Source organism: Candidatus Omnitrophota bacterium (assembly GCA_028716165.1).
Classification (GTDB): Bacteria; Omnitrophota; Gorgyraeia; order JABMRG01; family JABMRG01; genus JAQUQI01.
Window position 1 is genome coordinate 1 of the sequence record JAQUQI010000009.1, and the last position, 26,283, is coordinate 26,283.

General features: G+C 45.2%; 25 protein-coding genes. All 25 read left to right on the forward strand.

Annotation, left to right across the window (positions count from 1 at the left end; genetic code table 11):
* The first annotated feature begins 196 nt into the window (after positions 1–196).
* The 25 genes from rplM to PHV77_05235 all read left to right on the forward strand — a co-directional run bounded on the left by rplM (position 197) and on the right by PHV77_05235 (position 26,283).
* Positions 197–628 carry a 50S ribosomal protein L13 gene (gene rplM / locus PHV77_05115; protein MDD5504675.1) on the forward strand — a complete coding sequence of 144 codons (432 nt, stop codon included), beginning with the start codon at positions 197–199 and terminating at the stop codon, positions 626–628.
* A gap of 17 nt (positions 629–645) precedes the next feature.
* Positions 646–1,041 (forward strand): 30S ribosomal protein S9, encoded by a 396-nt coding sequence (gene rpsI / locus PHV77_05120; protein ID MDD5504676.1) that lies wholly within the window; start codon positions 646–648, stop codon positions 1,039–1,041.
* A 328-nt stretch (positions 1,042–1,369) separates the two neighbouring features.
* Entirely contained in the window at positions 1,370–2,395 is a 1,026-nt protein-coding gene (argC, locus tag PHV77_05125) for an N-acetyl-gamma-glutamyl-phosphate reductase (GenBank protein MDD5504677.1), read from the forward strand.
* A 41-nt stretch (positions 2,396–2,436) separates the two neighbouring features.
* Positions 2,437–3,624 (forward strand): bifunctional glutamate N-acetyltransferase/amino-acid acetyltransferase ArgJ, encoded by a 1,188-nt coding sequence (gene argJ, locus PHV77_05130; GenBank protein MDD5504678.1) that lies wholly within the window; start codon positions 2,437–2,439, stop codon positions 3,622–3,624.
* Positions 3,625–3,665: 41 nt separating this feature from the next.
* Positions 3,666–4,505: an acetylglutamate kinase gene (gene argB, locus PHV77_05135; GenBank protein ID MDD5504679.1), complete on the forward strand. Its 840-nt coding sequence runs from the start codon at positions 3,666–3,668 to the stop codon at positions 4,503–4,505.
* 52 nt (positions 4,506–4,557) lie between these two features.
* Positions 4,558–5,745, forward strand: a complete 1,188-nt coding sequence (locus tag PHV77_05140) for an aspartate aminotransferase family protein (GenBank protein MDD5504680.1) — start codon at positions 4,558–4,560, stop codon at positions 5,743–5,745.
* On the forward strand, positions 5,742–6,659 hold the full coding sequence (gene argF / locus PHV77_05145) for an ornithine carbamoyltransferase (GenBank protein MDD5504681.1): 918 nt from the start codon (positions 5,742–5,744) through the stop codon (positions 6,657–6,659). Before PHV77_05140 ends, argF begins: the two co-directional genes overlap by 4 nt.
* Positions 6,660–6,727: 68 nt before the next feature.
* Positions 6,728–7,897: an argininosuccinate synthase gene (locus PHV77_05150; protein ID MDD5504682.1), complete on the forward strand. Its 1,170-nt coding sequence runs from the start codon at positions 6,728–6,730 to the stop codon at positions 7,895–7,897.
* 67 nt (positions 7,898–7,964) lie between these two features.
* Complete coding sequence (gene argH, locus PHV77_05155) at positions 7,965–9,362, forward strand: argininosuccinate lyase (protein MDD5504683.1); 1,398 nt, start codon at positions 7,965–7,967, stop codon at positions 9,360–9,362.
* A 41-nt stretch (positions 9,363–9,403) separates the two neighbouring features.
* Positions 9,404–10,675 (forward strand): diaminopimelate decarboxylase, encoded by a 1,272-nt coding sequence (gene lysA / locus PHV77_05160; GenBank protein ID MDD5504684.1) that lies wholly within the window; start codon positions 9,404–9,406, stop codon positions 10,673–10,675.
* A gap of 23 nt (positions 10,676–10,698) precedes the next feature.
* Positions 10,699–11,499, forward strand: a complete 801-nt coding sequence (dapF, locus tag PHV77_05165; GenBank protein MDD5504685.1) for a diaminopimelate epimerase — start codon at positions 10,699–10,701, stop codon at positions 11,497–11,499.
* Between the two features lie 132 nt (positions 11,500–11,631).
* Entirely contained in the window at positions 11,632–12,510 is an 879-nt protein-coding gene (dapA, locus tag PHV77_05170; protein MDD5504686.1) for a 4-hydroxy-tetrahydrodipicolinate synthase, read from the forward strand.
* Between the two features lie 17 nt (positions 12,511–12,527).
* Positions 12,528–13,334, forward strand: coding sequence for a 4-hydroxy-tetrahydrodipicolinate reductase (dapB, locus tag PHV77_05175; GenBank protein ID MDD5504687.1), 807 nt, complete (start codon positions 12,528–12,530; stop codon positions 13,332–13,334).
* A gap of 3 nt (positions 13,335–13,337) precedes the next feature.
* Positions 13,338–14,507 carry an LL-diaminopimelate aminotransferase gene (locus tag PHV77_05180; GenBank protein ID MDD5504688.1) on the forward strand — a complete coding sequence of 390 codons (1,170 nt, stop codon included), beginning with the start codon at positions 13,338–13,340 and terminating at the stop codon, positions 14,505–14,507.
* The gene (folK, locus tag PHV77_05185; GenBank protein MDD5504689.1) at positions 14,504–15,091 is read left to right on the forward strand and encodes a 2-amino-4-hydroxy-6-hydroxymethyldihydropteridine diphosphokinase; all 588 of its coding nucleotides are present in this window, start codon (positions 14,504–14,506) and stop codon (positions 15,089–15,091) included. Before PHV77_05180 ends, folK begins: the two co-directional genes overlap by 4 nt.
* Positions 15,092–15,122: 31 nt before the next feature.
* Positions 15,123–15,968: a pantoate--beta-alanine ligase gene (gene panC, locus PHV77_05190; protein ID MDD5504690.1), complete on the forward strand. Its 846-nt coding sequence runs from the start codon at positions 15,123–15,125 to the stop codon at positions 15,966–15,968.
* A 40-nt stretch (positions 15,969–16,008) separates the two neighbouring features.
* The gene (locus tag PHV77_05195) at positions 16,009–16,389 is read left to right on the forward strand and encodes an aspartate 1-decarboxylase (protein ID MDD5504691.1); all 381 of its coding nucleotides are present in this window, start codon (positions 16,009–16,011) and stop codon (positions 16,387–16,389) included.
* Complete coding sequence (nadA, locus tag PHV77_05200) at positions 16,361–17,335, forward strand: quinolinate synthase NadA (protein ID MDD5504692.1); 975 nt, start codon at positions 16,361–16,363, stop codon at positions 17,333–17,335. The genes PHV77_05195 and nadA overlap by 29 nt, the downstream gene beginning before the upstream one ends.
* A 77-nt stretch (positions 17,336–17,412) precedes the next feature.
* Complete coding sequence (locus PHV77_05205) at positions 17,413–18,231, forward strand: aspartate dehydrogenase (GenBank protein ID MDD5504693.1); 819 nt, start codon at positions 17,413–17,415, stop codon at positions 18,229–18,231.
* 319 nt (positions 18,232–18,550) lie between these two features.
* A complete protein-coding gene (locus tag PHV77_05210) occupies positions 18,551–18,805 on the forward strand; it encodes a hypothetical protein (GenBank protein MDD5504694.1) in 255 nt (84 codons plus the stop codon).
* A 246-nt stretch (positions 18,806–19,051) separates the two neighbouring features.
* The gene (gene uvrA, locus PHV77_05215) at positions 19,052–21,853 is read left to right on the forward strand and encodes an excinuclease ABC subunit UvrA (GenBank protein ID MDD5504695.1); all 2,802 of its coding nucleotides are present in this window, start codon (positions 19,052–19,054) and stop codon (positions 21,851–21,853) included.
* Positions 21,854–21,970: 117 nt separating this feature from the next.
* Positions 21,971–24,433 carry a tetratricopeptide repeat protein gene (locus PHV77_05220; protein ID MDD5504696.1) on the forward strand — a complete coding sequence of 821 codons (2,463 nt, stop codon included), beginning with the start codon at positions 21,971–21,973 and terminating at the stop codon, positions 24,431–24,433.
* Positions 24,434–24,536: 103 nt separating this feature from the next.
* Positions 24,537–25,169 carry a MotA/TolQ/ExbB proton channel family protein gene (locus PHV77_05225; GenBank protein MDD5504697.1) on the forward strand — a complete coding sequence of 211 codons (633 nt, stop codon included), beginning with the start codon at positions 24,537–24,539 and terminating at the stop codon, positions 25,167–25,169.
* Complete coding sequence (locus PHV77_05230; GenBank protein MDD5504698.1) at positions 25,159–25,566, forward strand: biopolymer transporter ExbD; 408 nt, start codon at positions 25,159–25,161, stop codon at positions 25,564–25,566. The genes PHV77_05225 and PHV77_05230 overlap by 11 nt, the downstream gene beginning before the upstream one ends.
* Before the next feature lie 15 nt (positions 25,567–25,581).
* Positions 25,582–26,283 carry a hypothetical protein gene (locus PHV77_05235; protein ID MDD5504699.1) on the forward strand — a complete coding sequence of 234 codons (702 nt, stop codon included), beginning with the start codon at positions 25,582–25,584 and terminating at the stop codon, positions 26,281–26,283.

Genomic DNA, 26,283 nt, shown 5'->3' on the forward strand with positions numbered 1-26,283 from the left:
AGAGTGTTCTCATGCTTTAGCAACAAGCAAAGCTGCGAACGGATAATTTATGCTATTTTTACACACTTAAACAACCAATGGAAGGTTAAGCCCTTAAAAGAATTTACAGAATTTTGTTGACGTAACCCTTCGCGTAAAAACACTTGACATATATAGTGCATTTGTGATAAAATCTGATTTCTTTTAGGAGCCTTATATGAAAAAGACATTTGTTGCCAGGAAAAAAGATATTAAAAGACAGTGGGTTATTGTTGATGCGCAGGATAAGGTCCTCGGCAGGCTTGCAACGCGCATAGCCATTATATTGCGCGGTAAGCATAAGCCTGAATATACTCCTCATATTGATTGCGGTGACGGGGTCGTTGTTATAAATGCGGAAAAAATAAAAGTGACCGGAAAAAAGATGCGCGAAAAAGAGTATATTACATATTCAGGTTATCCCGGAGGCCAAAAAAGGACCGTATTGGCCGAGGTAATGAAAAAAGACCCGCGAAGGGTTATCAGACAGGCGGTAAAAAGGATGCTCTCTGATACTCCGCTGGGAAGGGATATGTTTAAAAAACTCAAGGTCTATACGGGTGCCGAGCACCCGCATAAGGCCCAGGGGCCGCAGGAATTGAAGTTTTAATCAGGAGATATTATTTCATGGCAGACCAATTGCTGTTAAGAGCTACAGGCAGAAGAAAAGAAGCCTCGGCAAGGGTGGTATTGAAGCCGGGCACAGGCATAATTAAAGTCAATAAGCGTTCAATTGAGGATTATTTTCCGCGCGAAACGCTTAGGATGATTATACAGCAGCCTTTTGAGGTATGTAATCTTATCGGTAAATATGACACTACCGTGATAGTTAACGGCGGAGGCACTTCCGCGCAGGCGGGCGCTATACGCCACGGCATAGCGAGGTCCTTAATAGTTCTTGATGAAACCCTGAAAAAGAAGCTTAAGAAGGCAGGATTTGTTACAAGAGATCCTCGCATGAAAGAGCGCAAGAAGTACGGCCAGAAGGGCGCCAGGAAGAGGTTCCAGTTCTCTAAGCGTTAATTTTTAGAAAATGCTTGCCCTTACCCGGCGCCGGGCGGCAGGCTTATAATTTAATTTTATTTAAACCCCGCCTTTGCGATAAAAGCGGGGTTTTTTGTTTTTGCTGTTTTTGCAAGGTGTTTTTGTATGATATCTACGCGCGAGAAAGGCCTGATACCAAGGTTTGCCGGTCAGATTTTTATAGCTCCGGCCATATATAGATTGACAAAACTATGTGCTTTGTTTTATAATCAGTATCCACATATACTAAAAATAAGTATATATAAGGCCTGCCGTATTTAACACCAATGCCTTATCATATCTTAATGATAAATATCGGAGAACAATTATGATCAATGTTGCGATTTGCGGTATAACAGGTTATACCGGTTTAGAGCTTATCAGGATATTATTAAGGCATCCGAAAGCCGCTATCAAGGTATTAACGGCAAGGTTTGACAAACCTGTCAAGATATCGGATGTATATCCCGAATTTAGAGGCAGGCTGGATATCACCTGCCAGGCTCTTGACTCTGCCGCCCTGTTTAAAAAGGGCATAGATATTATATTTCTGGCTCTGCCGCATAAGGTGTCTATGGAATATGTCCCCGGTTTTATAGACAAAGGCAAGAAGGTGATTGACTTAAGCGCGGATTTCAGGATCAAAGATGCCGGCATATATGAAAAATATTATGGGATAAGGCATATTGCTCCCCAATATATTAAAGACAGCGTTTACGGCCTGCCGGAGTTAAACAAAGCCGAAATCAGGCATGCCTGTCTTTTGGCAAACCCCGGTTGTTATCCCACAGGCTCTATTCTGGCAGTGGCGCCTCTAATCGCGAAAAATTTAACATCAAAGGATGCAATTATCCTTAATGCCGTTAGCGGAGTCACCGGCGCGGGCAAAAAGCCTGATACAGGCTTGATCTTTGCCGAGGTTTCGGAAAACGCGAAGGCGTATAAGGTTGGTTCGCACCAGCACGTACCGGAGATGGAACAAGAGCTTGCGCGGATATCTTCAAGCAAGGTCAATATTATATTTACCCCGCATTTGATACCGGTTAGAAGGGGGATACTGACAACAGCCTATGTTAGTTTGAAAAAAGATCAGACTCTTGACAGCCTGATCGCTTGTTATAGGCAGTTTTATAAAAATGCTCCATTTGTCAATGTTTATGATGCCAATGTCTTGCCTCAAATCAAGGATGTTGTAAACACAAACACCTGCGCTATCGGTATGGCGGTTTCCTCTGACCGGTCAAAGGCGATAATAGTAACGGCAATAGATAATTTGCAAAAAGGCGCTTCAGGCCAGGCTGTTCAGAATATGAATATCATGTTCGGTTTACCCGAGACTATGGGTTTGGTATAGATTTTATAAAAGGCCGCGGCATATTTTAGGGAGATAAAAATTTGAAAAGGATATCCGGAGGCATAACAAGGCCCGTGGGCTGGCTTCAGTCTGGCATACCTGCCGGCATAAAAAAGAAAGGCGCTGACATGGCGCTGATTATATCGCGGGCGCCTGCTACGGCATGCGGGGTTTTTACAAAAAACACTTTTAAGGCCGCGCCGGTTATGATTACAAAAAAACATCTCCGATGCGGCAGGCATTTTGGCGTTATCATTAATTCAGGCAATGCCAATTGCCTGACCGGGGCGCAAGGCATATCGGACGCGCTTTCCGTGCTTAATAAACTGGCCCTGCTGGCGGATTGCAAAAAAGAACAACTTCTTGTCTGCTCCACGGGTATTATTGGCAAGAGGCTTCCTTTGGCGAAGATGCAAAATGCCATGGATAGATTATTTTTGTCATTGCACAGCCATGATTCAAAATCAGCGGCCCGGGCCATTATGACAACCGATACGTTTGAAAAAGAGAGGGCCTATAGCATAGATATCGCTAATAAGAAAGTCAGGCTGGCAGGCATAGCAAAAGGCGCTGGCATGATATCTCCTGATATGGCCACCATGATAGCGGTTATAACCACGGACGCGGATATAAGCAAAGCTGTTTTGAAGCAGGCGCTTAAGGAATCGGTTGAGGATTCATTTAACAGCATTACGGTAGACGGAGATATGAGCACGAATGATACCGTATTAATTCTGGCAAACGGATTATCAGGGGTCACGATAAAGCCGTCCACGCCCTCCTACGTCAAATTTGTTTCAGCTCTTAAGCTGTTGTGCCTTGACCTGGCGCGGATGATTGTCAGCGACGCTGAAGGCGCGACCAAGTTTATACAAATTGACGTCAACTCGGCCAAAAGCGCCGGGCAGGCCAGGGCGATAGGCCTTAAAGTCGCTAATTCTCCATTGTTTAAAACAATGTGTTATGGAAATAATCCCAATTTCGGAAGGATCGCCTCCGCCTGCGGCAGTATCGGCCAAAGCGTAAAAGCCGGCCGCGTGGATATATATATTAATGGGGTTATGGCCGTTAAATCAGGCATTGCTTGCCAAAGCCCTTTGCCAAAGGACTTACTTGCCGGCAAAAGAATAGATATAAAGATACAACTTCATTCGGGAAGGGTCTGTAAAAGGATTTACACATCCGACCTAAGCCCTGAATATATCAGGATAAACGCGGCATACAGCTAAACATGAAAAGATTTATATAGAAAAGCGGGCCTGGTGCGCAGATGAGAGAACGTATATTGGATGGCGCGTCAAAGTATATAAAAATATTCAAAGGCAAAGCCTTTGTTATTAAATATGGCGGCAGTATGCTTGAGAATAAGGCCCTTTCAGATTCCGTTCTTGACGATATCGTCTCTTTTCATAATAAAGGGATAAATGCCGTGATAGTTCACGGGGGAGGCGCAAGGATAAACGCCTTGATGGCCCAACGCGGTAAAAGCGCTGTTTTTGTTGACGGACTGCGCATTACCGATGAAGAGACCGCCGGCATCGTGGATGAGGCACTTTCTTTGGTTAACAATGATCTTGTCAGGCGCGTAACCGAACGCGGCGCCCGCGCGCGCGGGCTTTTAAGCAGAGACACGGGCCTTATAAGCGCCAGAAAAAGAAGGACGGCTGTGGCAGAAGATTTTTTGGGTGATATCAGCGCTGTTAATACGGATATAATAAAGAGCGTTTTAGATGATGGCGCTATACCGATAATTTCCCCGGTTGGCATAGGCAGTGACAAAAAGCTTTATAATATAAATGCGGATATAGCGGCATCAGAGATAGCCTCTGCCATGCAATCCGAGAAATTGATACTTTTGACAAACGTTAAAGGCGTTATGATGGACAAGGACGACGATAAAAGCCTCATCTCGCATATAGATGAAGCGCATGCGCTGGAATTAATAGGCAAGGGTGTGATCTCTTCGGGTATGATACCAAAGGTAAAAGCTGGCATCAAGGCCCTTGACAGCGGCGTGAAAAAAGTCCATATAATAAACGGCACGATACCGCACTCGCTTCTATTAGAGGTTTTTACAGATGACGGGATCGGGACGGAGATAATAAAATAGACGCGATTACCCGCGGCCGGATATTTTGTTAACATTAACTGAAGAGGAAAATATGCCTAACGCGCAAGAAATCATTAATTTGGCCAATTCATACATATTAAACACCTATAAGAGGGTTCCGGTCGTTTTTGTAAAGGGCAGGGGTTCATATGTATGGGATCAAGACGGCAAAAAATATCTTGATTTTTTCCCTGGCTGGGCTGTAAGCGGACTGGGTCATTGCCACAAGTCTGTGGTAAGCTCCGTTATCAGGCAATTGAAAGAGATTATACATGTTTCTAATAATTATTACAGTTATCCCCAGGCAGTCCTTGCGCAGAAATTATCGGCAAGCGCTTTCGGCGGTAAGGTGTTTTTCTGCAATTCCGGGGCTGAAGCAAATGAGGCGGCTATAAAGCTGGCAAGGGCCTATGGCAGCAGGGATGGAAGATACAAAATCATCACGATGGAAAAATCTTTTCACGGCCGGACAATGGCTACCCTGACAGCCACGGGCCAGGAAAAGGTCAAAACCGGTTTTTATCCTTTGCTTGAGGGCTTTACCCATGTTCCTTTCAATAACATTGATGCCGTAAGAAATGCTGTTGATGAGCTTACGGTAGCTGTTATGATAGAGCCTATACAGGGCGAAGGCGGAATTAATATAGCAGGCCAGGAGTATATGAAAGAACTTAGGGCCCTATGCAAGGCAAAGGACCTACTGCTCATATTGGATGAGGTGCAGACAGGCATGGGCAGGACTGGAAAGCTTTTTTGTTACCAGCATTATGGAATATTGCCTGATATTATGACATTGGCGAAATCACTCGGCGCCGGTCTTCCTATCGCGGCCATGATGGCTTCCGACAGGCTTGTTGACGTGCTCAAACCGGGCATGCATGCTTCTACATTCGGAGGAAGCCCTGTGGTTTGTGCCGCCTCTATCGCCGCTTTGGAAGCTATTAACAGGGACAGGCTTTTGGCCAATGCTGACAGGATGGGAGATTATATCGTCAGGGGTATCCAAAAACTCAAGAAGCGTTTCCCTGCTGTCATAAGCAGTGTAAGGCATAAAGGCCTGATGATAGGGGTTGAGTTAAACATAGATGGCCAAAAAATAATTGAGCAATGCTTTAATATGGGACTGCTTATTAACTGCACACAGTCTAATATATTAAGGATTATGCCGCCTATTACAGTCAGAAGGTCTGAAGCGGCCAGGGCCTTAAAAATATTAGCCAATGTTATGGTGTCATTATGAAAAAAGACCTTATATCCATAAAAGACCTTTCCAAAGCCCATATAGATGAATTGCTTGAACTTGCGCAGTCTCTTAAGTCTGATCCGTCGGCTTATTACGATAAATTAAAAGGCAGATCCCTCGGCTTGATTTTTCAGAAGCCTTCAAACAGGACCAGGGCTTCTTTTGAGGTGGGGATGTATCAGCTTGGCGGGCACACATTATATCTTGGCCCGGATGATATTAAACTCGGCACAAGAGAGTCTGCCAAGGACATAGCGCAGACGCTTTCAAGATATCTTGACATAATAGTAGCCAGAACATTTTCCCATAAAGAGGTCCTTGATTTGGCTGAAAACGCGACAATACCAGTTGTTAACGGTTTAAGCGATCTTTCGCATCCGTGCCAGGCTTTGGCCGATATGTTTACGATAAAAGAGAAATTTGGCCAGCTTGAAGGGCTTAATATGGCGTATATAGGCGATGGTAATAATGTTCTTCACTCACTGCTCTACGCCGGTTCAAAGGCCGGTATAAATATCAGGGTGGCTGTCCCGAAAGGTTATGAGCCTGATAAGGCCATACTATCGCAGTCAAAGGATATGGCAAAGTCGGCGGGCTCCTCAATAGAGATATTTTATGACAAAAAGTCTGCCGCCCGGTGTGCTGATATATTGTATACCGATGTCTGGGTTTCCATGGGCCAGGAGGCTGATAAACAAAAACGCCTTAATGATTTTAAAGATTTTCAACTGGACAAGGAATTATTGAGTATGGCTAAAAATGAATGTGTCGTTATGCATTGCCTTCCGGCCCATCGCGGAGAAGAGATAACGGGCGAGGTCCTGGACGGGCCGCATTCAATAGTTTTTGACCAGGCGGAGAACAGACTGCACATGCAAAAGGCTATATTGCTTACATTGCTGAATTATTAGCGGGCTGTTTTTGTCTGTTGCTTTTTAATACGGATAATAAGGTTGATTGCCGAAAGAAGGGAGTTTAGATGAAAAAAATAGTTTTAGCGTATTCCGGCGGCCTTGATACTTCAGTTGCCATCAGATGGCTGAAAGACCGGGGTTTTGATGTTATCGCCTGCCTTGTTAACGTAGGCCAAAAAGGAGATTTTAAAAAGGCCAGAGAGAAGGCATTAAAGATAGGCGCCGGAAAAGTCTATATAGTAGATGCCAAAGATGAATTTGTTAAAAATTTTATATTCCCGGCGCTTAAAGCGGGCGCTGTTTACGAAGGCAAGTATTTTCTTGCAACAGCACTTTCAAGGCCGTTAATAGCAAAGGTTCTGGCAGAGACGGCCGGCAAGGAAAAGGCGAAATTTGTAGGGCACGGATGCACGGGAAAAGGCAATGACCAGGTGAGGATAGAAGTTTCTCTGGCCGCGCTTGCAAAGGGCCTTGAGATTGTAGCCCCTGTCAGAGTATGGGATTTTGCCTCAAGGCAGGCCCAGATAGAGTATGCCAATGAGAACGGCATACCGGTGCCGGTGACTAAGAAAAGCCCTTACAGCCTTGATGAAAATCTATGGGGCATAAGCATTGAATGCGGGGTATTAGAAAACCCCGCTATAGAGCCGCCTGAAGACGCGTATCAGATTACCAGGCCGGTTTCGCAGGCGCCTGATAAGCCTGCTTATGTAAGGATTGGTTTTGAAAAAGGCGAGCCTGTATCAATAGACGGCAGGGCCTGCGGGCCTGTTGAGCTTATTCAAAAACTTAGTTCGCTCGGAGCATTGCACGGAGTAGGCAGAAGCGATATGGTAGAGAACCGACTTGTAGGGATAAAATCCCGTGAGATATACGAGGCTCCGGCCGCTTTGATATTGCATACAGCGCACAAAGAGCTTGAGGCCCTGGTGCTTGACAGGGAGTTATTGCATTTTAAAGAGGTCATAGCGCAGAAGTATGCCGAGCTTATTTATTATGGTTTATGGTATAGCCGCCTAAGGCAGGCATTGGATGGTTTCACGCTTACTACTCAGCAGAATGTTACAGGCGAGGTCAGGTTGAAATTATATAAAGGCAACCTGATTCTGGCAGGCAGGCAGTCAAAACATTCGCTTTACGATGAAGGCCTTGCTACATATTCATCAAAGGACAGCTTTGATCATAAGGCGGCGGAAGGTTTTATCAAAATATGGGGGCTTCCGTATAAAAAATAGCCGGTATGCCTGACGGAACGCATTGTCAGAATCTTTTTAGGGCGCTGTTAAATACAAGGGTATGGCCATGGACAAAAAGTTATGGGGAGGCAGATTTATCAGTAAGCAGGATGAGACATTCTGGAGATTCCAGTGTTCTATTGATTATGACAAGGAATTGGCGCTATACGATGTGATGGGCAGTATAGCTCATGCCAGGATGCTGTCTAAGCGTGGTATCATAGCGAGGAACAAGTCCCGTATGATAATAAAGGGGCTTGATAAGATAAAAAGCCAGCTCCAAAAAGGTATTTTCAGGATAGATAAGTCCGCCGAAGATATACACAGCGCTGTCTATATCGCGCTCAAGGATGATATTGGTTCTTGCGCGGATTATTTGCACACTGCCAGGTCTAGAAATGACCAGATTTCTCTTGATATGAGGATGTATGTCAAGGACAAAGCGTGCCTATTAACGGGCATGGTAAAACAACTGCAGTCCGGCCTTGTCGCGCTGGCGAAACAGTACCGGGATATTATTATGCCCGGCCTGACGCATACCCAGCATGCCATGCCTGTTTTGCTGGCGCATCAGTTATTGGCATATGTGGAAATGCTGCAAAGAGACAGGGCCCGGCTTGAGGCGGTATATAATATGGCCGATGAAATGCCGCTTGGCTCGTGCGCGATGGCAGGGACATCGTTTAATATAGACAGGCAATACACGGCAGAATTACTTGGTTTTTCAAGGGTGAGTTCTAACAGCATAGACGCGGTTAGCGACAGGGATTTTATTCTGGATATGCTGTATGCCATATCATTATTATTTATGCATCTTTCAAGGTTTTGCGAAGATATGATATTATTGTCAACCCCGGAATTCGGCCTGCTGGATATACCGGAACAATATTGCACGGGTTCGTCCATTATGCCGCAGAAAAAAAATCCCGACGCGCTTGAGCTGTTGAGAGGAACAGCCGGATACGCGTACGCGAACCTATATTCCGTCATGGTTCTGATGAAGGGCCTGCCCCTGTCTTATAACAGGGACATGCAGTTGGACAAGAAACCATTGTTTGATTCCGTCTTGCAGGCGCAGGACGCGCTTACTATAGCGGCGGGTATTGTAAAGGGCATAAAGCCCGCCAAAGGTTACGGCCCGCGTTCCGGTTTTGCCGGCGATGATTGTCTTTACGCCTTGGACATGGCCGAGTATCTGGTAAAAAAAGGCCTTGCCTTTAAACAGGCCCATGATATTATAGGCAGAATAGTTGTTTACTGTTTGGATAAAGGGATTAGGATGTCCGCTCTGCCTATGGAAAAATACAAGCAGATGTCCGATAGCTTTGATAGCGGTATATATCATATATTTTCTTTGAAAAAATCAGTCGGGTCAAAGATCTCCGCCGGAGGGACCAGCCCAAGGCTTGTAAACGAGCAAATCAGAAAGTGGCAAAAGAGACTGGCCGGTAAGCGGGCCTCTTAAGCCCTTTAACAGTTCTTGATCACAAGAAGGCTAAAAAAAGCATGCATTATTTTCATTACCTGCGCAAGAGTTTATATTGCGAATCTGTTCAGATACAAAGGATCGCGCAAAACATAGCAACGCCTTTCTATCTTTACAGCTATAAGACCCTAATAAGCCATTACGATAAGATCCGCGAGGCTTTTAAAAGCCTGGATCCGCTTATATGCTTTTCCATGAAATCAAATTCCAATCTTTCTATAGTCAGGTCTCTGGTCGGCGCGGGCGCCGGGCTTGATATTGTTTCCGGCGGCGAATTGTTTAAAGCCAAAAAGGCTGGTGCCGATATGTCCAAGATAGTATATGCCGGGGCGGGCAAAACCCCGCTTGAGATAGAAGACGCTATTCGTTCCGGAATACTGCTTTTTAACGTTGAATCATTGCCGGAACTTGTTCTGATAAATAAGCTGTGTTCGCGCCTGCGTAAAAAGGTCAAAGCCGCCATTAGGGTCAATCCGGGTGTTAGAGCCGGGACGCACAAATATATTACCACAGGCGCCAAGGGAAATAAATTCGGCATAGATGAAGACACGCTTTTAGACATCTTTAATCAGAGCCGGAAATTTCCAAACGTGGAGATTTCAGGCATACATATGCACATAGGCTCGCAGATAACGCAGGCAGGGCCTTTTGTCAGGGCTGTAAAAAAAATATCGTCTCTTATCGCCCGCTTAAGAAGCGCGGGGCATAAGGTTGATTACCTTAACATAGGAGGCGGCCTTGGCATTGTTTATGGCAATGAAAAGCCGCAGACGGCGCGGGATTTCGCAAACTCTATTGTCCCCATGGTATCTAAACTGAATGTAAAACTGATACTTGAGCCGGGCAGGTTTATTTCCGGTAACAGCGGTGTCCTGGTATCAAAGGTACTATATGTTAAGAAGTCGTTCGGGAAGAATTTTATTATCGTGGATGCTGGCATGAATGATCTTGTCAGGCCCAGCCTGTACGGAGCTTTTCACGATATATTACCGCTAAGAAAGGCGACTGCCGGTGCAAGATACGAAAAATCAGATGTGGTAGGGCCTGTATGTGAAAGCGGGGACTTTATCGCCAAAGATAGAAACCTGCCCTCTCTGAAGCAGGGCGATTTTATAGCCGTGATGGGTGCCGGGGCGTACGGGTTTTCCATGTCAAGTAATTATAATGCCAGGCCGAGGGCGGCCGAGATCATGGTTATTGACGGGTCCTATCATACGGTGCGCAAAAGAGAATGTTATCAGGACCTTATCAGGGGCGAAATAATACCAAAGCGATTGTATAAGCGGGTTTAAAAGAAATCGCGCATAAATGTAATATGATAAATTTCAGCAAGATGGTTGCCACAGGAAATGATTTTATAGTCATAGACAACAGGCTTTCTGTATTGGGCCAGCGCCTCTCTTCTGTGGCAAAGAGGCTTTGCGACAGGAAAACCGGTATCGGCGCTGACGGATTTTTAGTGGTGGAGCGGTCAAGGTCCGCGGACTTCAGGATGAGGATATTTAATCCCGATGGTTCCGAACCTGATATGTGCGGAAACGGCTCTCGTTGTATAGCATTGTATGCGCGTGACAGGCAGATTGCGGCAAGCTCTATGGTTATACAAACCGGCGCGGGGCTTTTACGCGCCTCTGTCCGCCCAGCGGGGGTGCGTATCAACACCACACAGCCTTATGATTTGAAAATGTCGCTTACCGTAAAACATTCCGGTAAGCCGTATACCTTGCATCATATTAATACCGGGGTCCCGCACGCCGTCTGTTTTGCCGATGATGTAGATGGAATGGATATGATTTCCTTTGGGCGCAGTATAAGATATAATAATATTTTTTTACCTGACGGCGTCAATGTCAACGCGGCCAGGGTCAAGAGAGGGCCTTCTTTACAGGTCAGGACTTATGAGAGAGGGGTTGAATCGGAAACCCGCGCCTGCGGGACAGGCTCCATTGCCTGCGCCCTTATTGCCAGCCTCGTGAAAAAGCTTAAATCCCCTGTCAGGATATATACCAGAGGGGGGGAGTTAACGGTATATTTTAAATACCGGGATAATAAATTTTATGATGTTTTTTTAGAAGGCCCGGCCGAAGAAGTTTTTACAGGCAGGATAAAACTCTAATTATTATCCTGGCAGATATCAATATGCGCGAGCGGATTTTTGGCCAGCAGAAGGTTTTGGCCGCGGGATTGAGATGAACCGGTTTAAAAATTGAAATGTTTTTATTAAATATTTTACAAAACAGGAGAACTTATGTTTAAAGGGTCAATGGTGGCAATAGTAACGCCTTTTAAGAAAAAGGCGAAGGAGATTGATGAAGACAGTCTCAAGGACCTCGTTGAATTTCAGGTAAAAAACGGCACATCTGTTATTGTTCCGTGCGGCACAACAGGCGAGTCGGCCACCCTTTCCATGGAGGAGCATGAAAGGGTAATAGACGTAGTGATAGCGGCCGCCAAAGGCCGGGTAAAGGTCATGGCAGGGACCGGTTCCAATAGCACATCCGAAGCCATAGAGCTTACAAGGCACGCGAAAATCGCGGGCGCTGACGCGGCCTTGATAATTACACCGTATTATAATAAACCGACACAGGAGGGTGTCTACCAGCATTTTAAGGCTTTGTCCGATGAAGTGGATATACCGCTGGTAGTCTATAATATAGCGTCAAGGACAGGAGTTAATATAACTGCTGATACAATGAAAAGGCTTGCCGCGCTCAAAAATGTGGTAGGCGTAAAAGAAGCCAGCGGTGATCTCAACCAGATGTCCGAGATACGCAGTCTGTGCGGCAAAGATTTTGACCTTATATCAGGCGATGATTCTCTGACACTGCCCATTCTTTCCATAGGCGGCTGCGGAGTAATTTCAGTAGTGGCCAATATTATACCGAAAGATGTTTCAGATATGGTAAGCGCGTTTGAAAAAAACGATATTGAAACCGCGAGGGCCCTTCACTATAAGATGCTGCCTGTTGTCAAGGCCATGTTCATTGAGACAAACCCTATACCTGTTAAGACTGCCATGAGCATGATGGGTATGATAGAACCGGGGCTTAGGCTTCCTATGTGTGATATGTCAAAAACAAATAAGGACAGACTGTCCGCGGTTTTGAAAAATTATGAATTGATTTAAAAGATTTGGGGGCGATTATGGTTAAGAGGATACTTATTGCCGGTTCTTGCGGCAGGATGGGTAAGCGAATAGCGCATTACGCTTGCAAGGAAAACGATCTTGAGATAACCGCGGCTGTAGAGGCCGCGGGCCATCCTGATATCGGTAAAAATTATGGCAGCTTGGTTGGTGAAGACGGGTTTTGCGTCCAGGTCACCGGTGATTTGTCTTCATGCGTTAAAAATTGCGATGTTATTATTGATTTTACAAGCCCCTCGGCCATGCTGTCAAGCCTTAAGGCCGCGCGGGAAACCGGCCTGCCTATCGTAATAGGCGTTACCGGCATTACGGATGAGGAATATAAGGTCATTGAGTCTAGTTCAAAAAAGATACCGGTTTTCTTTTCTTCAAACATGTCTATAGCGGTCAATGTGATGTATGACATTGCCTGCGAAGCTGCTGCCGCTCTCGGGGATGGCTATGATATAGAAATTGTGGAGGCGCATCACAAGATGAAAAAGGACGCGCCCAGCGGAACCGCGAAGACGCTGTTGGAAAAAATAGCGCAGGCTAAAGGTTTGAAGGCCAGGGACATAGCTATATACGGCAGGTCTGGGAATACCGGCGCCCGGCCTAAAGGCCAAATATGCGTTCATGCCGTGCGGGGCGGGACTATTACCGGCGAACACACCGTTATATTTGCCGGTGAGGATGAAGTTATTGAGATAACCCACCGCGCGTCAAGCCGGGACATATTTGCCAGAGGCGCTATAAGGGCGGCTAAATATATCGTTGATAAATCGCCCGGATTGTATAATATGCAAAACGTGATACAAGGAGTATAAATTATGCCAAAGATTGAACAGGCAAGCAGGTTAAAGAAGCTGCCGCCTTATCTTTTTGCCGAGATAGATAGGATAAAGAAAAAGGCGGTTAGTGACGGCAGGGACATAATAGACTTAGGAATCGGTGATCCTGACAGGCCGACGCCGGTGCATATAATAGAGAAGTTATATGAGGCGGCCAAGGACCCCGAGAATCACCGCTATGCCCTTGACGCGGGCCTTCCCAAACTGCGCCAGAGCATAGCCGGCTGGTACAAAAAGCGTTTTAATGTTGAACTGGATCCTGATACAGAGGTACTGCCTTTGATAGGTTCCAAAGAAGGCATCGCTCATATACCTTTGGCTTTTGTTGACCATGGAGATACCGTGCTCGTGCCTGATCCCTGCTACCCGCCGTATAAATCGGGAACAATATTAGCGGGCGGCGTCCCCTATCTCATGCCTCTTATACCGCAGAACGACTTTTTGCCCGATTTTGACGCTATAGATTATCAGGTTGCCAAGATAGCAAAACTGATGTTTTTAAATTATCCTAATAATCCTACCGGAAAGACGGCGACCAAAGATTTTTATGTTAAGGCGATAGACTTTGCCAATGAAAATAATATAATCATATGCCATGACGCCGCGTATTCCGAGATGTCATACGATGGCTACAGGCCCATAAGTTTTCTTGAGGTAAAGGGCGCTAAAAATGCCGGCATTGAATTCCATTCCCTGTCAAAGACCTATAATATGACCGGATGGAGGCTTGGTTTTGCCTGCGGGAATTCTGAAGTGATAGCGGCCCTTAGGGCTGTAAAGTCAAACATAGATTCCGGCATATTTCAGGCAGTGCAATTTGCCGGTATAATGGCGCTTGAGACAGGCCAGGAGCATATAGATGAATTGAACCGTGTTTATCAGAGAAGAAGGGACATTCTTGTAGACGGCTTAAACAGCCTTGGCTGGAAGGTTGAAAAACCAAAGGCGACATTTTATGTATGGATACCGGTTCCTCCGGGATATACGTCCAATGAACTGACAAAGTCGCTTCTTCAAAGAGCTGATATAGTGACAACTCCGGGTATAGGGTTTGGCCCTAACGGTGAGGGCTTTATAAGAATGGCACTGACTGTTTCCGAAGACCGGCTCAAAGAGGCGGTTGACAGAATAAAGAGGCTTCACAGATGAGCATTGTTTATATAGGCATAGGGTCTAATTTAGGGGACAGGCGCGCCAACATTGAAAGGTCTCTTGAAAAATTAAAAGCCAGAAAGGACATTGAGTTCAAGAGCGTGTCATCAGTTATTGAAACAGAAGCTGTCGGCGGCCCGGGCCAGCCGATGTATCTTAACGCCTGTTGCTGTATTGGCACAACACTGTATCCTGACGAGGTTTTGGCTGCTTTGAAGACTATAGAGCGCGAGATGGGGAGATTCAAAGACAGCGCGCCGAAAAAATTAAGCGCGCAGGAACAATTAAAGGCCCTGGATGAAGGCAGAATGCCATCGTGTTATCGTGATCCTGATTCTGATAGCGCCGCCGCCAACAGATGGGCGCCAAGGGTAATAGACCTGGATATACTTTTGTATGATGATATTATTATGAAAGGCAATAATCTGATAATTCCGCATAGCCGGATGCATGAGCGTTATTTTGTGCTTAAGCCGCTCTCCGAAATAGCCCCTGATGTAATTCATCCGGTTTTAAAGAAAAGCATTAAAGATTTATTATCCGACGTTGATCGGCAGTGTTTACCCGCGCAAGAAGGCTAAAAAAATACGCAAGCAAAGAGAGCAGTCAAATATGAGAATAGTTAAAGACCCCAGGGCCATGAGGCGCGCTTCGCAAGCTCTATTCGCGGCCGGTAAACAAATAGGTTTTGTCCCTACTATGGGCGCTTTGCACGAAGGCCATTTATCGCTTATAAAAAAAGCGCGCAAGGAAAATGACGCGGTGGTAGTCAGCGTGTTCGTTAACCCGGCGCAATTTTCCGCCGGCGAGGATTATGAAAAATATCCGCGCAGTATAAAAAATGACGCTATCCTGGCCCAAAAAGCCGGTTGCGATATACTTTTTTATCCGGCATCCAAGGCCTTATATCCGGAAGGTTTTTCCTGCTCTGTTCACACAGGCCGGATATCGGAGGTTTTGTGCGGCGCGTCAAGGCCGGGGCATTTTTCGGGTGTTGCCACAATATGCCTGAAACTTTTTAATATCATAATGCCGCATAAGGTATACATGGGCCGTAAAGATTATCAGCAGGTGGCCATAATAAAAAAAATGGTCGCGGATCTCAATATTAACACCCAAATAAAAGCCTTGCCTACGGTAAGAGAGGCCTCGGGCCTTGCCATGAGTTCCCGCAATAATTATCTTGGCCCGCGCGGGCGCGAGTTCGCCGCTGTTATTTATCGGTCGTTAAAAGAGGCCGCGGGCCTGATAAGAGAAGGTGAATCAAGCCCTGGCAGGATAAAATCGTTTATTCAAAGCATGCTTCGCGGCCGGGGCGTTGATGTGGAATATATAGCTATCGTTTGTCCGCGCACCTTAGATGAAATTAAACGCGTAGGATGCAGTGTTCTGATAGCTATTGCGGTAAGGATAGACCAAACGCGATTGATTGATAATATGCTGGTAAGCAGGAGATAAAGGGTCGCTATTTGCCCAATAAACATAAGGAGTAAGACATATGTTTAGAATAATTTATAAGTCCAAGATACATAATGCCACCGTAACCGAATCAAATTTGAACTATACGGGAAGTATCACGATAGACACCGATTTATTGAAATCCGCCGATATATTTCCCGGGGAGAAGGTGCAGATAGTCAACCTTAATAACGGGACAAGGGTGGAGACATATGCTATTGACGGACAGCCTGGCAGTGGAGTAATATGCATGAACGGCGCGGCCGCCAGATGGGCCCAAAAAGGCGACCGTGTCATTATAATATCCTATTGCATTTTAGAATCAAAAGAGGCGTCAACGTTTAAACAAAAAGCCATATTTCTTAATGAAGATAACAGGATAAAAGACGGTGATACAAAAATACACAGAAAAAACAAATAAAAAATACTCCGAAAAACTGAAGAAGCGGATAGCCCAGCTTAAGAAGAAGCGGAACGCGATTATCATTGTCCATAATTACCAAAGGGATGAAGTCCAGGATATCGCCGATATAACCGGAGACTCATTGGGTTTGAGCAGGGCCGCTATCAAGATAGACGCCGACATTATAGTTTTCTGCGGGGTGCATTTTATGGCCGAGACAGCTTATATCCTTAATTCCAACAAGACTGTTCTGCTTCCGGTCAAAGAAGCCGGATGCCCCATGGCCGATATGATAACGCCCGAGGCTTTACGAATCAAAAAACAGGAATACCCGGGCATACCGGTTGTCTGCTATGTAAACACATCCGCTGATATAAAGGCTGAAAGCGACGTATGCTGCACCTCCCAGAATGCTGTTGAAGTGGTAAACTCTCTTAAAGATAAAAGAGTGTTGTTCGTGCCTGATAGAAATTTAGGCGCTTACGTGCAATCGTGTTTGCCCGATAAGGAGATAATTCTATGGGAGGGATTTTGCCCGACGCACGTGAGTGTTCTGCCGGACCAGATCAACGCGTCCAAGAGGCTTTACCCGGAGGCTGAATTTATTGCTCATCCGGAATGCGATCCGGCAGTGCTTAAACTGGCAGATCACGTAGCGTCAACCGGAGGGATGATAAAGTATGTTAAACAGGCAAAATGCAAAGAATTTATTATAGGCACAGAGTTAGGCATGCTTTACAGGTTAAGGCAGGACAATCCCGATAAAAAATTTTATTTACCAACAGAACATCTTTTGTGCGCTAATATGAAACTTACTACTCTGGGATGGATAGTTAACTCTCTTGAGCTCATGGTGCATAAGATCACCGTGCCTGAACATATCCGCGGACGGGCTTATTATGCCGTTGACAGGATGTTGAAGATATCAGGCGAAAAAAAATGGGTGTCGGTTTCAGGCGCATGAGACGCGTGCTTGATGTTTCTTAAAAAGATATAACGAATATTTTTTAAAACGCCCCTTATTACAGGCGGCCGAATATTATGGTTAAAAAAAAGATAGGTATAGCCGGATGCGGCGCGATAGGTTCATTTTTGGCAGAGCGTATCTCTTCTGATTTAAAGGACCGCGCGAGATTATCGGCGTTGTGCGATAAGGACAATAAAAAGGCTCTTGATCTTTCCACGCGCCTGGACCCCAGGCCCGCGGTTGTTTGTTTTGACAAACTTGTTGATGCCTGCGATATAGTGATAGAGTCGGCCTGCGCCGAGGTATCTTTTGCCTTTGCCCAAAAAGCGCTTAAAAAGAAAAAAGATATTATGGTGATGAGCGTCGGAGGCATACTGGATAAAAGCGGCAGGCTTTTTGACCTTGCCAGGAAAAATAAGGCGAGAATTATCCTGCCAAGCGGGGCTGTGTGCGGATTGGACGCGCTTAAAAGCGCTATGATAGGAGACATCAAGAGATTATCGTTAACTACCAGAAAACCCCCCGCCGGGTTAAAAGGCGCGCCGTTTATACAATCCCATAACATAGATCTTGACGCGATTACCGGTGAGACTGTTATTTTTGACGGGCCGGCAAGCCTGGCGGTGCGCGCTTTTCCGAAAAATATAAATATTTCAGCTCTGTTGAGTATAGCCGGTTTGGGGGCGGAAAAAACGTTTGTCAAGATTATTACTTCGCCTGAATATACGGTAAATTCACACGAGGTCCTGATAGAAGGTGATTTTGGAAAGATTACCTGCGTTTGCGAAAATACGCCTTGCGCTAACAATCCCAAGACAAGTTTTTTTGCCTGCCTGTCGGCTTTTTCCGCGCTCAAACAAACGCTTGATAATTACGTGAAGATTGGTTCTTGAATTTATTGACATAATTTTTTAAATCCCCGGCATTCCTTTATTTTTGTCTCGGTGTTGTTTTTTTGTAAAGACGAAAGAAGGAATAATCAGCCACGTGCCTTGTTCTCATAGCTGCTGTGGTAAGGCGCGTGTTTGATCCGGGGATTTTTTGTCCCAATGCGGAGCGTGACAATGCGGATAAAAAAAGAAATGATCATTTATCGTCAAAAAAATAATTTTATTTTTTTTTCAAAAAGAAAAAAAATACTTGCGTGCGTCTGATAAATAGCGTAAAATAAAATCAATAGAAAATATTTTACGAAGGGAGGTGAAAAAATAAATGGCAACCAAAGTTTTAAAATGCGGGATTAAGAGGGAAAAAGGATATTTATATTATTTGGATAAAAAAGGAAATGTATCAAAGGCCAAGATGGCCCGCGGCAAGAAAAAAGGCGGAAGTCCGCAGGTAATTGTCAAGGCCGGCATAAAGAGGCAAAAAGGATATCTTTACTTTATTGATAAACAGGGTGACGTGGCAATGGCCAAGATGGCCCGCGGAGGAAAAAAGAAATCCGCGAAAAAGAAAAAGAAGTAAATGATATTTTTTGTCTCTGTTTTTTAACCTAAAAAGGAGGGTAAAACCATGGCAGCGAAGAAAAAAGCTAAAAAGGCAAAAAAGACAGCGAAGAAAAAGAAGAAATAACATAAAGTAATACAGTAGTTATCAAGGAAAACCCCTTTTAACAAATGAATATTAGAAATGCTTTGTTAAAAAGGGGTTTTTCATGTTATTATATAGGGCGCGGTTGAGAAAGGCCCTGTTGCGGCAAAAGAGATGCTTATGGAAAACAAGTATATAATCATAAAAGGCGCCAGAGAGCATAACCTGAAATCAATAGATTTAAAATTGCCGAGAAACCAATTGATTGTTATTACCGGTTTATCAGGTTCCGGTAAATCGTCTCTGGCCTTTGATACCATTTATGCCCAGGGCCAGATGAAATACGTTGAAAGCCTTTCCGCCTATGCCCGGCAATTCCTTGAACAGATGCAGAAGCCCGATGTGGACCATATTGAAGGATTATCTCCCAGCATATCCATACAGCAGAGAATGCCCGGCGTCAATCCGCGTTCAACGGTAGGAACCGTAACCGAGATATATGATTATTTAAGGCTTCTTTTTTCCAAGATTGGCGAAGCCTATTGTTACAAGTGTTCAAGGCCCATAAGCCGGCAGAGCCCCCAGCAGGTCATAGAATCTGCCAATAGATATCCTTCCGGTACGCCCGTCAATATCCTGGCGCCGCTGGTCAGAGGCAAAAAGGGCCGGCATAAAGAGCTTTTGCTTAAGTACAGAAAACAGGGTTTTATAAGGTTTCGTATTGATGGCCATATTTTTGGGCCAGACAGCAAGATAGATTTAGACAAGAACATTAAGCATACCATTGACATAGTCATTGACAGGTTAAGCGTAAAAGACGAAAACAAGAAAAGGCTCGCGGATTCCATTGAAACCGCTCTGGGCATAGGAGACGGGATGGTGATTATAACATCACCGGCCCAGCCGGAAGGCATTTTATACAGCTGTAAAAATGCCTGCGTAAAATGCGGCATAAGTTATCAGGATTTTGAGCCCAGGCATTTTTCGTTCAATTCCCCGTTCGGCGCGTGCCCGGCCTGCGACGGGCTTGGACATAAGCTTGAGATAGACCCCGACCTTGTAGTAAAAGACCCGTCAAGATCCATCAAAGCCGGCGCGATAGAACCCTGGCGCAAGGGCGGTAAATCGCTTTTTCTCTATTATAACCGGCTATTGGTTAATCTTGCCGGCGATCATGGCTTCAGCCCAGACGCGCCTTTTGCCAAGCTTGGCAAAAAAGCGCGGGAGCTTATTTTTTACGGCACTAAAAGCGAGAAATATTCGCAGGGATATTTTGAAGGCGTTATACCAAATCTTGAGCGCCGCTTCCGGGAAACGGACAGTGATTATATGAGAGATTTTATACATGGTTACATGTCAATACAACCCTGTCCGGGATGCGGGGGCATGAGGCTGAAGAAAGAATCGCTGTCGGTAAAAATATCCGGAAAAAATATTGCCCAGGTATGTAAACTTTCAGCCGCCCAGGCGGTTAATTTTTTTGACGGGCTTGATATGGATGAAGAAAAGAAAAAAATATCCGCCTTAATATTAAAAGAAGTCAGGGCCAGGCTTATGTTTTTATGCGATGTGGGCTTGAATTATATCACCCTTGACCGCGTGAGCTCAACGTTATCAGGCGGAGAGGCCCAGCGTATCAGGCTTGCCACGCAGATAGGGTCAGGGCTTACGGGCGTTCTCTATGTCCTGGATGAACCCAGTATAGGCCTTCACCAAAGAGACAATGAAAAATTGCTGGCAACCCTCAAGTCTCTGCGCGATATGGGCAATACCGTGATCGTCGTTGAACACGACGAGGCTATTATGAGAAGCGCTGACCATATAGTTGATTTAGGCCCCGGCGCGGGCAAAGACGGCGGAAAGCTTATATACAGCGGTAATGTGCAAGGGCTTCTTGATGATAAATCGTCCCTTACCGCGCTTTATCTCAACGGGGACATGTCTGTTTCTGACAGAAGGCAAAGAAGAGACTACAAGAGATGTAAAAAACTTGTAATTAAGGGCGCGTCCGAACACAATTTGAAGAATATTGACGTAGACATACCCTTAGGGCTCTTTAATTGCGTGACAGGGGTATCGGGTTCCGGCAAATCTACATTAATCAACGAGATATTGTATAAAGCTCTTGCGAGAAAATTTTATCGCGCGACAGATAGGCCCGGGAGGCATAACAGCATTATTGGAATTGAGAATATTGATAAAGTAATAGTAATTGACCAGTCGCCCATAGGGCGCACGCCGCGGTCTAATCCCGCGACGTATACGGGCGTGTTCACACATATAAGGGATCTATTCTCAAAATTGCCGGAATCCAGGATAAGAGGATATAAGCCCGGACGTTTTAGTTTTAATGTTAAGGGCGGCAGATGCCAGGCCTGCGAGGGGGATGGTGTTAAAAAAATTGAGATGCATTTTCTTCCGGATATTTATGTGCAGTGTCAGGTATGCGGCGGAAAACGTTTTAACCAGCAAACGCTTGAGGTAAAATATAAGGGGAAGTCCATTACCGACGTCCTGCAGATGCCATTGAGCGAGGCACTGCGCTTGTTCGGCAATATACCGTCAATACGCGATAAGATAAGCACGCTGGAGGATGTTGGTTTAGGATACATAGAATTAGGCCAGCAGGCTACCACGCTTTCGGGAGGGGAAGCTCAAAGGGTCAAGCTGGCCAGTGAGCTTTGCAAAAAAGCCACGGGCAGGACGCTTTACATACTTGACGAGCCCACAACCGGCTTGCACTTTGCCGATATCAGCAAACTCTTGTCGGTTTTGCACGACCTGGTAGATAATGGGAATACCGTTTTAGTGATAGAACATAATCTGGACGTTATCAACAGCGCGGATTATATTATGGATCTCGGGCCTGAAGGCGGCGATGCCGGCGGCCGCGTTATTGCCTGCGGCAGTCCGGAAGAGATCGCCAAAATAAAGGCTTCTTACACCGGCCATTATATTAGTTTGAGCTCGCGTGGTGCTTAAAAAACGGGCCCCAAAAATCCTGCCTGATTGTTTTTATTGATTTACATGATATGCGCAACAATATACGTTTAATTATTACTTGAATATATATATACTAAGTGATATACTCAACCAGTCATGAAAATAAATAATAAATTTTTTTTATCTCTTGTTATGTTATTTGTTTTATGCCTTAACGGTATTGCCCGTGCCGACACAAAGGCCCAGGCCTCATCTGTGGCTGATTTGAAAGAGCTGTTCGCGAAGTCCCTTTACGATACCGCTATAGAGGAATCAGACAGAATACTTGAGGCCCAGCCTGAACACGCGCAAAGGGATGAGGTTTACGCGCTTTTGGGCATGTCATATTTTTACAAGGGTTCTTATAAAAAAGCGCTTTATTTTTTTGAAGAAATTTTTAAAATTGACCAGTCGAATTTAAAGGATGCCGCGCTTTATTGGTGCGGAGAGTGTAACTTCAGTATGAATAATTTTGACACCGCCATATCGTATTATCAGAAGCTTGTTGAGGCTTATCCTTTATCATCGTATCTGGCTGACGCCTATTACTCAAGGGGCTGTTCGCATTATAATAAGCGTGAATACAAAGAGGCGCTTGAGGATTTCCAGAAGATAGCCTCGGCGTATCCGGATTCAAAGGTCTATCCTTCGGCGCTGTATAAAATCGCCGGCACTTATTATGAGCTTTCCCGCCTGGATGAAGCCCGGGCATCTATAGACACGTATATTGAAAAATTCCCGCTGGCGACAGAGGCAAAAGACGCGCTTTTTTTGAAAGGCGAGATAATGTACCAGCTTGGTAGATTTGAAGAAGCCGTATCGTCGTACAGATATTCATTAAAACTTACCGGTATCAGGCCCTGGCAGCCTTACGCGCATTTGGCCATAGCATGGTCAATGTTTAATATGGGTGATTATGTTTCTGCCGCGGATGCCTTTGAAGCGGTTTTGAAAGAAGATTATGCTCCTGACCATAAGGCGAACGCGATCTTTGGAACAGGACTTTGCTATGCGGCGCAGGGTAGATACGAAGAGGCCATTGACGCTTATGAGAAATTAATTAACGATACGAGGTTTTCGCGCTATCTTGAGGAGGCTTATTTCAGGAAGGCCGAGTCATTGTTTCATCTGTCCAGATTTCAGGAAGCCGCTCTGCAATACGAATATCTGCTGGATAGTTTTCCTGACGGCAGGTTTTCTGCCAAATCGTATTATAACCTGGCATTGTCACTGCTTAAGACCAAAGCTTATTCGCGCGCTATCGCCTGCTTTGAAAAAGCCGCTCTTATGAACACGGACCCGAATCTAAAGGCTGATATCGCCTGCCGGATAGCGGACGCTTATCTGGCAATAGGTGATTATAAGAATTCAAAGAAGTATTATGATGAAGTCTTGAGCCATTATTCTGACAGCACTTATGTTGATTACGCGCAGTACCATCTGGGGCTGATTTTTATCAACCTGAAAGAGTTTGACTCGGCTGTAATAACACTGAACAGCCTGATAAGCAATTTCCCGGAAAGCGAGCTTTTTGGCCAGGCGGTCCTTGAACTGGCTAACGCCTATTACGCGCAGCGTAACTATGAATTGGCGCTTGAGGGTTATTACAGAGTCCTTGACAGCACGAAAGACACGTCTCTGGCTGACAAAGCGAAGTATCAGATAGGAGTATACTATTATAATAAAGGCGATTATGCCGACGCGGTCAAGGTTTTTGAAGACTTGGTTGATGCGGTAACTGATGCCGAAATAGAGCGCCTATCCAGATATGAACTGGCATGGTGTTATTACCGCATGGATGAAGAGGCCAAGGCGCTTAAGGCCTTTGATGATTATATTACCCGCTATCCTGACAGTGATCTGACTGCCGACGTTATATATTGGTTTGCCCAATATTATTATAATAAAGGTTCTTACGGCAGGGTCAGGATAAGCTTAAACAGGATATCCCAGGGTTTTCCTGACAGCGGTTTCAACGATAAGGTTGACTATCTTATGGCCTGGACATTATACCGTGAAGGCAAACCAAGCCAGGCGCTGGCCCAGTTTGAGTCTATAATATCCAGATATCGCGATACCGATGTTGCCGATGATTCCATAATATCATTAGGCGATATATTCGTTGAACTCGGCAGATATAATGACGGGATCAGGGTCCTTAACGGATTTCTAAAACAGACGGATTCGCAAAGGCTGAAAAAGACTATTAATAAGAAAATAGGCCTCATGTATCAGGCCGAGGGTTTTTACAATCTGGCCATCAGTTATTACCAGGAGGCCATTACGAACGAGAACAATGATTTTAACGCTGAATTGCAATTCAAGATAGCCCAATGCCTGGAGGATGAGTCTAATTTTGATAACGCGATATCCGAATACCGTAAGGTGGAATACATATATCCTAACAGCAGGCCGTGGGTTGTTAAGTCCAGGCTGCGCGTGGCTCATATATTGGAATCCCAGGCCAGGTGGAATGAAGCTAAAAAGATTTACGAACAGATATCGCTGGAAAATATTGAAGAAGCGAAGTATGCCCAGGAACGTTTGTTATGGATGGAAAGACACAGATACGAATTGTAATAGCCTGTTTGCGGCTGGCGGGATCTTTTGTTTGTAAAATAAGAAACGGTATATAAAAACAAGGCAATAAGCCTGATGGTTAAGTAAAAAATAGGAGGCATTTATGTTGGATTTTGTCATAAAAGGCGGGCCGTTGATGTATCCGATAATATTATGTTCTATTATAGCCATGGCGATAATAATAGAAAGAGTTTATCACCTGTACAGGGCCCGGATAGATACGCGCAAGTTTATGGATGAGATTTCCAATGTCCTGCGCCGGAATAAAATAATTGAGGCTATTGAAATATGCGACAAGACCCCCGGACCGATAGCCCATATCTTAAAAGCGGGTATATTAAAACATGACAGGCCTAGGCAGGAGATAAGAGAGGCCATAGAAGAAGCTGCCTTGTATGAAGTCCCCAGAATGGAAAAGAACCTTACGGCCCTTTCCACCATAGCGCATATCTCACCGCTATTGGGGCTTTTAGGCACGGTAGTGGGTATGGTAAGCTGTTTCCAGGTTATACAGCAAAAATCCACCTCGCTGAATCCTGTTTCTCCCGGAGATTTGGCCGGCGGTATCTGGCAGGCCCTTATCACAACAGTGGCGGGCCTTACCGTGGCGATACCGGTTTATGTTGCTTGTAATTACTTAATCAGCAGGGTAAATTATTTTGTGATTGATATGGAGAGAAGCGCCACCGACCTTATAAATATACTCGCCCAGAGGGGCAAAGACCATGAAGTTTAAAAGGCATATCAAGCTGGAGAGGACACTAAAGACCATAGATATCGCCCCGTTAATAGATGTCGTGTTCTTGCTTTTGATATTTTTTATGCTGACGTCCAGTTTTATATTCCAGCCCGGTATAAAGGTTAACCTGCCGCGCGCGATAACATCGGAGATGTTAAGCGAAGACAATGCCGTTATTAATATTACATCCGAAAACCTTATTTATTACAATCAAAAGCTGGTTACATTAAGAGAGCTTAATTCGCTGCTAAAGGATGTGGCTTCTTCCAGGCTGTCTGTTCTCATAAGGTCAGACAGGAGGGCTTCCTTAGGCAGGATAGTTGAGGTTTGGGACATGTGCAGACAGGAGGGCATCAGGCAGGTTAATATCGCCACAACCCAAACCGCAAATTAGAGGTTTATTTTTTATATGGATGTTAAAATAAATATTTTCCGCGCCTTCGCGCTGTCGTTTCTCTGGCATTTGTTGTGTTTTTTTATGGTCACTATCATAATTACGCCCGTTGGCATCAGCAGTAAGAAGCTCTCGGACGTATATTTTATCGGCTCATTCGTTGATAAAGGTTCAGCCGGACGCGGATTAAAGGAGATGGACGGGTTTTCCGGTATACCGAGGCCCCTGCCGGCCGCCAGGCCAAATTATGATTCCGATATTAAGGATATCCAGCCTGCCCGACTTGCCGGAGGTGATAACTTTATAGGCAGAAAAAGGCATTATGATTTTAAACCCGGACAGAACGTAAGCACGCAAGACTCAGGCGGTGAAAGTAAAGGGCATGATTCCAGGCCGAGGCCTTATATCATTATGTCCGATCTCTTAGGCAGGCCAGTTTCGCCTGATATTATCTTCATGCCGGATCTGGGCGCTCTTATCGGGGAATTGTCCAGGTCGTCGGGCAGTTTTGGCACAATATCGTTTTACGAGGCTGATATACTTTTATCAATAGATCGTGACGGACGCATAGAATCAGCCGGTATAATTAAAAGTGCCGGCCCTCCCGCTCTGGACGTGATAATTACCGGTTATATAAAAGAGTGCAGGTTTAAGGCTTCCGGCGATTCCGTAAGCGGCCGGGAGGAACTGACTATTCGCGTAAAACTTGTCTTATAA

Bases quoted from the DNA above. Each gene is read 5' to 3' on its own strand.
- argH (MDD5504683.1), top strand. From the start codon at position 7,965: ATGGACAAAAAGTTATGGGGAGGCAGATTTATCAGTAAGCAGGATGAG.
- argB (MDD5504679.1), top strand. From the start codon at position 3,666: ATGAGAGAACGTATATTGGATGGCGCGTCAAAGTATATAAAAATATTC.
- PHV77_05150 (MDD5504682.1), top strand. From the start codon at position 6,728: ATGAAAAAAATAGTTTTAGCGTATTCCGGCGGCCTTGATACTTCAGTT.
- rplM (MDD5504675.1), top strand. From the start codon at position 197: ATGAAAAAGACATTTGTTGCCAGGAAAAAAGATATTAAAAGACAGTGG.
- PHV77_05220 (MDD5504696.1), top strand. From the start codon at position 21,971: ATGAAAATAAATAATAAATTTTTTTTATCTCTTGTTATGTTATTTGTT.
- PHV77_05205 (MDD5504693.1), top strand. From the start codon at position 17,413: ATGGTTAAAAAAAAGATAGGTATAGCCGGATGCGGCGCGATAGGTTCA.
- PHV77_05225 (MDD5504697.1), top strand. From the start codon at position 24,537: ATGTTGGATTTTGTCATAAAAGGCGGGCCGTTGATGTATCCGATAATA.
- PHV77_05140 (MDD5504680.1), top strand. From the start codon at position 4,558: ATGCCTAACGCGCAAGAAATCATTAATTTGGCCAATTCATACATATTA.
- rpsI (MDD5504676.1), top strand. From the start codon at position 646: ATGGCAGACCAATTGCTGTTAAGAGCTACAGGCAGAAGAAAAGAAGCC.
- PHV77_05235 (MDD5504699.1), top strand. From the start codon at position 25,582: ATGGATGTTAAAATAAATATTTTCCGCGCCTTCGCGCTGTCGTTTCTC.
- PHV77_05180 (MDD5504688.1), top strand. From the start codon at position 13,338: ATGCCAAAGATTGAACAGGCAAGCAGGTTAAAGAAGCTGCCGCCTTAT.
- PHV77_05230 (MDD5504698.1), top strand. From the start codon at position 25,159: ATGAAGTTTAAAAGGCATATCAAGCTGGAGAGGACACTAAAGACCATA.
- lysA (MDD5504684.1), top strand. From the start codon at position 9,404: ATGCATTATTTTCATTACCTGCGCAAGAGTTTATATTGCGAATCTGTT.
- PHV77_05210 (MDD5504694.1), top strand. From the start codon at position 18,551: ATGGCAACCAAAGTTTTAAAATGCGGGATTAAGAGGGAAAAAGGATAT.
- dapA (MDD5504686.1), top strand. From the start codon at position 11,632: ATGTTTAAAGGGTCAATGGTGGCAATAGTAACGCCTTTTAAGAAAAAG.
- PHV77_05195 (MDD5504691.1), top strand. From the start codon at position 16,009: ATGTTTAGAATAATTTATAAGTCCAAGATACATAATGCCACCGTAACC.
- dapF (MDD5504685.1), top strand. From the start codon at position 10,699: ATGATAAATTTCAGCAAGATGGTTGCCACAGGAAATGATTTTATAGTC.
- argC (MDD5504677.1), top strand. From the start codon at position 1,370: ATGATCAATGTTGCGATTTGCGGTATAACAGGTTATACCGGTTTAGAG.
- argF (MDD5504681.1), top strand. From the start codon at position 5,742: ATGAAAAAAGACCTTATATCCATAAAAGACCTTTCCAAAGCCCATATA.
- panC (MDD5504690.1), top strand. From the start codon at position 15,123: ATGAGAATAGTTAAAGACCCCAGGGCCATGAGGCGCGCTTCGCAAGCT.
- dapB (MDD5504687.1), top strand. From the start codon at position 12,528: ATGGTTAAGAGGATACTTATTGCCGGTTCTTGCGGCAGGATGGGTAAG.
- folK (MDD5504689.1), top strand. From the start codon at position 14,504: ATGAGCATTGTTTATATAGGCATAGGGTCTAATTTAGGGGACAGGCGC.
- uvrA (MDD5504695.1), top strand. From the start codon at position 19,052: ATGGAAAACAAGTATATAATCATAAAAGGCGCCAGAGAGCATAACCTG.